The 6309-nt window shown below is 40.2% G+C and carries 7 protein-coding genes; 5 read left to right on the plus strand and 2 right to left on the minus strand.

Features of this window, described 5'->3' with window-relative positions:
* A partial coding sequence (locus B5D40_RS14645) for a transposase (RefSeq protein WP_078776920.1) occupies nucleotides 1-251 on the minus strand: 251 nt, incomplete at its 3' end.
* A gap of 154 nt (nucleotides 252-405) precedes the next feature.
* On the opposite strand from B5D40_RS14645, the gene B5D40_RS16600 reads away from it, so the two are divergent.
* From B5D40_RS16600 to B5D40_RS14670, 5 genes are all read left to right on the plus strand, one after another.
* Nucleotides 406-1044 (plus strand): EpsG family protein, encoded by a 639-nt coding sequence (locus B5D40_RS16600; protein ID WP_407643906.1) that lies wholly within the window; start codon nucleotides 406-408, stop codon nucleotides 1042-1044.
* A gap of 111 nt (nucleotides 1045-1155) precedes the next feature.
* Nucleotides 1156-2136, plus strand: a complete 981-nt coding sequence (locus B5D40_RS14655; RefSeq protein ID WP_078777515.1) for a putative nucleotide-diphospho-sugar transferase — start codon at nucleotides 1156-1158, stop codon at nucleotides 2134-2136.
* A 284-nt stretch (nucleotides 2137-2420) separates the two neighbouring features.
* The gene (locus B5D40_RS14660) at nucleotides 2421-3095 is read left to right on the plus strand and encodes a WaaS/CpsH family glycosyltransferase (RefSeq protein ID WP_143394386.1); all 675 of its coding nucleotides are present in this window, start codon (nucleotides 2421-2423) and stop codon (nucleotides 3093-3095) included.
* A complete protein-coding gene (locus tag B5D40_RS16250) occupies nucleotides 3092-3691 on the plus strand; it encodes a serine O-acetyltransferase (RefSeq protein WP_078777517.1) in 600 nt (199 codons plus the stop codon). The genes B5D40_RS14660 and B5D40_RS16250 overlap by 4 nt, the downstream gene beginning before the upstream one ends.
* The gene (locus B5D40_RS14670) at nucleotides 3675-5195 is read left to right on the plus strand and encodes a lipopolysaccharide biosynthesis protein (RefSeq protein WP_078777518.1); all 1521 of its coding nucleotides are present in this window, start codon (nucleotides 3675-3677) and stop codon (nucleotides 5193-5195) included. The genes B5D40_RS16250 and B5D40_RS14670 overlap by 17 nt, the downstream gene beginning before the upstream one ends.
* 819 nt (nucleotides 5196-6014) lie before the next feature.
* On the opposite strand, the gene B5D40_RS14680 is transcribed toward B5D40_RS14670, so the two are convergent.
* Nucleotides 6015-6309: integrase core domain-containing protein (locus B5D40_RS14680; RefSeq protein ID WP_144319720.1), on the minus strand; the 295-nt coding region annotated here is incomplete at its 5' end.

Here is a 6309-nt window from a genome sequence, read left to right on the forward strand (position 1 = left end):
TTCTCGAGAACGTCTATTTTACGCTGTTTCGCCTTTTCGGTTATGTCGGGGCGTTTCTGCTCGAAAATCCCCGTAGCGGATTCGAAAAGTACCTTCCTCCATTCGAGAATTTTGTTCGGATGTATCTTGTACTCGTCCGCAAGTTCAGATAAGCCTCTGCCCTTGAGGAGAATTTCGCTCAGGATTTTGACTTTCTCCTCCGCACTCAGGCGGCGACGTTTCTGTTTTTCAAGTTTATTTTCTTCTGCCATAAGGTGGCTCCTTGGTTGGAAATATACACCTTATTAGCTTCCTCAATTTTTTCCAAGTTGCGGTTAAGCGCTACAATATCGCGGCAATGCGCCAATCCATGGCACTCGCCTGTATTCTATTGGGCCTTCCGTTTTTATTTAAAGAAAAAAAATCATATTTCTCCTGTTCGTTTTTCTGGCGACGCAATTTCACGCCTCCGCGATCATCGCCGCCTTTTTTGTTTTCCTTTATAACCTAAAAATCACCAAGAAGCTGATAATAATTTGCATCGTTTGTGCTGCATTATTGTCGGTTTTCAATTTCCTATTAGGCAAAATAGTCGTCTTCGTGAACATTGGCTCTTATGCCAATTATCTAGATTCCGAGTTTAATATTGCAGGAAGCAGCTATCTTGTGGATTTTTGCATTAAAGTATTTCCTGCATTATTTATTTTTTTGATTGGAGCCAAGGCTAAATTTCAGATGACTAAAGAAAACAATTTTTTTGTTGTTCTGGCACTATTCTATTTGTGCATACGCATAATCGCTTTGAACTCTATAATTATTGATAGAGTGTCGCTGTACTTCAGTTTTTCCACTCCGATACTGGCTTCCTTTTTATTCGACTCCAATAGAATTGTACAAAGTTCAAGACGTCTTTTGATTTCATTTTCATTGTTTTTTTTCGTCACTCTATTTTGTGCCGTTCAAATAACACGGCCAAACTGGATGAAAATCTCGCCGTATTCCCCTTTTTGGAAACCTTACAACGCTTACTATTTGGACATATCCACGTATTTCTGGGAATTATAGGGAAAGGAAATGCTGATTATGTTTAAAACTCTCAAAAAACTTTGGTCTCTTTCATGGCTAGACACGATTCGTTTTGATTTTCGTTACGCAACTCTTAAACAAGGCAATTAGATGAAATTCCTTTACGTTTTGACCAGCACTGAAAATGATAATTTTTTGGAACAATCTTTCGTTTCGATAATTTCGTTGAAGCGAAAGACTCCAAACGCTTTCGTAACACTCCTTACGGACAAAAGCACTGAAGAAACTTTTCTAAATGGTCGAGAAAACATCCGAGTGCTTTGCGATGAGGTTATTGTAAAAGATTTGGATAGAAATCTTTCCGGCAAGGTTCGTTCCCGATTACTGAAAACCAATATGCGGAATTTAGTAGATGGGGATTTTCTCTACATAGATTCTGATACCGTTATTTTAGATAATTTATCCGAAATTGAAAATACTTCCGCCGATTTTGCCGGAATACAGGATTGGCATTGTGTTTTTTCCAAAAATATACAGTTTCATGCATCTCAAAAATTAAAATCTCAGATATGTACGGACGAAAAATTTTTGTTATCAGAAGTTTACATAAATGGCGGAGTCCTTTTCGTCCGCGACAATCAGCGGAATAGGGACTTTTTTAAACAGTGGAATGAACTGTATTTGGAATGTCTTCAAAAACATGGCATTAGTCAGGATCAGCCGACTCTTGCTTATATAAATTACAAAAACGATTTTCCGATTCATGAATTGGATGGATCCTGGAATTGTCAGTTGCCGAATGGTTTGAAGTATTTCAGAACGGCAAAAATACTTCATTATTTTACAAGCGGAAATACTCCAAAAACCCTATCTCAACTCTATAAGGAATGCAAAAAATTAGGGTTCAACAAAGACGCAAGAAAAATGGTCCTCGAAAATTTTGAAAGTTGCGCATTCGATTTTGATGTTTCTTGTGTAGTTTTCGGAAATGAATATGAAATTACCAGAACGGCCTGTTATCGTTTTTTAGTTTTCCTTTTTGCAAAACATAAAAGAGTTTTCAATTTTTTTGAAAATGTATTTTCCCTTGGTCGTGGAAAAGGTTTCTTTTTTAAATCAAGAAATGGGTGAGCAATATGAAAAAATTAGTGATTGTTTCGGTTCCCTACAAACCATTTATGAGTGTAATCAAGGACGGCTGCACTCTGCCGAATGTGGAATTTTTGATTATAGAACGGAAAAAGCATTTTGTCTGGAAAATTCTTTTTCGAATTTTCCTATTCCTTAAATGTTTCCGACTAGCCTTGCGCTGCAAAATTTCAAATTCCAATTATCGGGATTTTCAAAATTATGCAAAGGATCCGGATGTAAAATTTCTATTCTGGAGTCCGTTCTTTTTGTCTTGGTGGTATGCTATGGGACGGTTGGCTCCCAGGCAGGAAAAGGCTGTTTTCTGTTGGGCTCCTTTGGGGATAGCCAATCAAAATAGCTTTGACTTTTTTTATAAAAAAACACGAGCGCTGGGCTTTGATTTTTTTACAATGAATTCCTCGGATGCAAAAAAATACAATATGCATTTAACGACACAAGTCTATCGCCGTTGGGAAAATTTGGAACAGATAACGTCAGAAACGGATTTTTATTTTTTGGGAAAATGTAAGGGACGAGAAAAAAAATTAGAACAAATTCAAAAAGCATTACTAGAGAGAAATTTTAAGGTGGATTTCAAAATTTTTGAAAATAATATAGAGAATCCGATTTCTTTTGAAGAAAATGTTTTAAATGCGATGCACAGTAGATGCATTGTGGATGTTGTTGCTTTTTCTGGCATTTACAAACAAACAGATATGACTCTTCGTCCACTGGAAGCTCTTTTTTTGGGGAAAAAACTACTCACCAATTACTCCGCTATTAAAGATATGGATTTCTACTGTCCAAAGAATATATACGTTATTGACGCAGAGAATTTGAATTTGGATGGAATAGACGAGTTTATGAGGACGCCCATCGTTTTAATCGATGAAAAAATCGTCGATCAATACGAAGTAAATTTTTGGTTGGCAAAATACTTCTTGGGGAATTGTAAATGATTTTATCGAAAAAAGACTATCTGGAATATATTCAAGCCGACAAGAAAGCCTTGAAAACTCCCGATTTTAAAACTCGGTTTATTAGGTCCTTCCGCGATTTGGGCGAAGAAAACTACATTCTAAATTATACAACGGCTCTTCGAAAATACGAATTAGCTAAAAATTTATACAAGCAAAAAAAAACTCTCGCCAAACTTTTCTTTTATCTGTGGCATAAAATTCTGTTCAATCGGAAATGCCGACAAACTGGAATGTATCTTATGCCGAACGTTGTGGATTCGGGATTGAGGCTGATTCATCCCGGATATCGTTACATTCCCAATGTTGCGCAAATCGGGAAAAATTGCACCATTCTGCCGGAAGTCTTTATCGGGAAAAAGCATCCCGGAGAGAAGCAGCCATGCGTCTTTATTGGGGAGAATTGTTACCTAGGCGTTCGTGCCACCATTCTCGGCCCCATTAGAATTGGCAACAACGTTACCATTGGGGGCGGGAGTGTGGTTGTAAAAGATGTTCCGGACAATTGCGTTGTCGCCGGGAATCCCGCTAAGATTATTCGATACAAGGCCGGCTTAAACGATGACCAGCCAGCGTAAACTTGGCGCACTCCTTTCCTATGTGACGATTGCCCTGCAAAATGTCGTAGGGCTTGTCTATACGCCGTTCCTTATTCGGATGCTCGGCAAGTCCGATTACGGCCTATATTCGCTGGTCACTTCGATTATTTCGTACTTGACGCTTCTGGATTTCGGTTTTGCGGACGCCGTTGTTCGTTTCACGGCGAAATATCGGGCGGAGGGAAAAACTCGTGAACAGTATTCCCTGTTTGGATTATTTTCCGTCGTCTATGGCGTAATCGCATTTCTCGCTTTGATTCTGGGACTTGTTTTCGCTTTTCATTTGGACGCCTTTTTTGTGGATTCCATGACCGCCGAGGAAATTCACCGCGCCAAAATAATGCTCCTTTGCCTGGTGGTGAATTTGGCTTTGACCTTTATTTTCAGCGTATACAAGGCGATTCTCGACGCTTATGAACAATTTGTCTTTGTACGTGTTCTGAATATTTTGCGGATCGTTCTCAATACGGGAATTATGGTCTTGCTTTTGAATCTGGGGTTCAAGGCCGTGGCGTTGGTGGTTTTGATTACGATTCTGAATGTTCTGATTTTGATTTCCAATTTCCTTTATTGCTTTGCCAAATTGAAAATCAAAGTTTTTTTTAGAAATATCGATTGGAGCAAGCTGAAGGAAATGTCTTCTTACTCCGTATTCATTTTTTTGAATGGCTGTATTTCGCAAATCTATTGGTTCTCCGGGCAATTTATTCTGGGCATTTATCACGGCGCGAAAGTGATTGCCGTCTATGCGATAGCCATTCAACTGAAAAGCATGTTCTCTCATTTTACCGCAGCCATCAACTCCGTCTTTTTCCCGAAAATTACGGCGTTGACGACCAGGCCCGATTCCGCTCCTGAAATCTCCAACATCTTTTTGAAAATCGGTCGCTTGCAATATCTGGTGATTTCGTTGATTCTTTCCGGCTTTATTCTGTTCGGCCGGGAATTCATTCTTTTGTGGGCAGGGGACGGCTATCAAGAAGCATTCGCCATTACGCTGATCTTTTTTGTCGCTTTGACTCCGGCGCAAACCCAGCAAATCGGCTGGCACGTCTGCAAAGCGCGCAATCACCTTAAATTTAGAACCTACACCTATTTCGCCATTGCCATTCTGTGCCTTGCCGGGCAAATTTTCGGTTCCAAGTATTACGGCATGGCGGGCAACGCCGTTTCCATCGCAGCCGCCCTTCTTTTGATGGAAGGCCTGATACTGAACATCTATTACCAGAAAAAAGAACAAATTGATATCTTCGCCTTCTGGAAAAATTTCGCGAGGCTTTCGCTGGTTCCTTGCGTTTGCGTGGCGGGATGCCTTCTGGTCAAGACGCAGGTCTTTTTTGATTCGTGGTTCAAATTGCTTTCGGGAATTGCCGCCTATAGCTTTGTCTTTTTTGTCTTTTCGTATTTGTTCAGTTTGAACGAATACGAAAAGGGTTTGTTGCGTCCGCTGACGAAAAGGCTGGGACGGCTGGGATTCAGATAAATTTAGAGGAAAAATGGAAAGAAGAGAAACACATTTGGATGCCATTTGCGGTATCATGATTTTTTTATGATTTTGAGGCATGTTTCGGATTATTTCACGGAAAGCGCTGCTTGCCGTGGCCTGACCCAGGTTCTTTTCTTTTATATGCCCTGGTTTTGCTTTAAGGCGGGAATGTTTGAAAAGACGATGCCCGGGTAGTGTCAAAGTTTTTTCGCAAAAATAGCGAAGCGTTTGTTCCAACATCAGATTCTCTAATAAGCTGTTTATCTCTTCCTGTCCTTTTTATTATATTCAGTAAGAGGTGTATTATGTCAACGGCTAGCATTTCAAAAGATTTTTCAATAAGGAATCAGAAAATGGCGGATTCCTTGCTAGATGCATTGGTTCGTTCGGGCAAGAAATCCAAGTGGGTTTCTGCGGCTTCCAAAAACAAAGCGTCCGAAATGAAACGAATCAATAAGTTGTTTGCAAAATAATGGGTGATTTTTCTAGCTATCGAATCATTGACTTGCTTGAATCCGAAGCAAGTTCTTTTGTAAATGGGGAAATTAGGAATTTTTCAAGTATGTACAAATCCGCTTCGGGAATGACTCCTGCTCAAAAGAATGAGGACGTGGAATCTTTTCTAAAAAAGAAGGCCGAAAACTTTTCCAGGCAGAACCTGTCTATGACTCATTTGGTCCTGTCGTCCATCAACCAGGAATTGCTGGGATATTTTTCATTGACGGTTAAGCCGATTTCGATACCGGCTAAGTTTGTGAATATTGTCCCGCCCAAGTTGAACTTGGAAAATTTTGGCAAAGCTAATAAGGGAGTCTGTCAGATCTGTTGGTTAGCCCAATAATCCTCACGTTCTCTTGTCGCATTATACAATTTTGTTCTTCGTTCTGCAAGTCGTTCCTCCATCTTTCCTGCGAAAACCTCGTCAGGAGTCAGGAATCCGATTGCGGAATGTAGCCGTTCCGAGTTGTAGTAATTGATCCAGTCCGACATTTTCCTCTTTGCATCGGAATAGTCCTGGTAAGCGTCACGACGGACTTCCTCCGCCTTGAGGGTCTTGTGAAAACGTTCCACTTTCCCGTTGCTTTGCGGATGGAAGGGAGATGTAGAGGTC

The organism is Fibrobacter intestinalis, assembly GCF_900167415.1.
GTDB classification, from domain to species: domain Bacteria; phylum Fibrobacterota; class Fibrobacteria; order Fibrobacterales; family Fibrobacteraceae; genus Hallerella; species Hallerella intestinalis.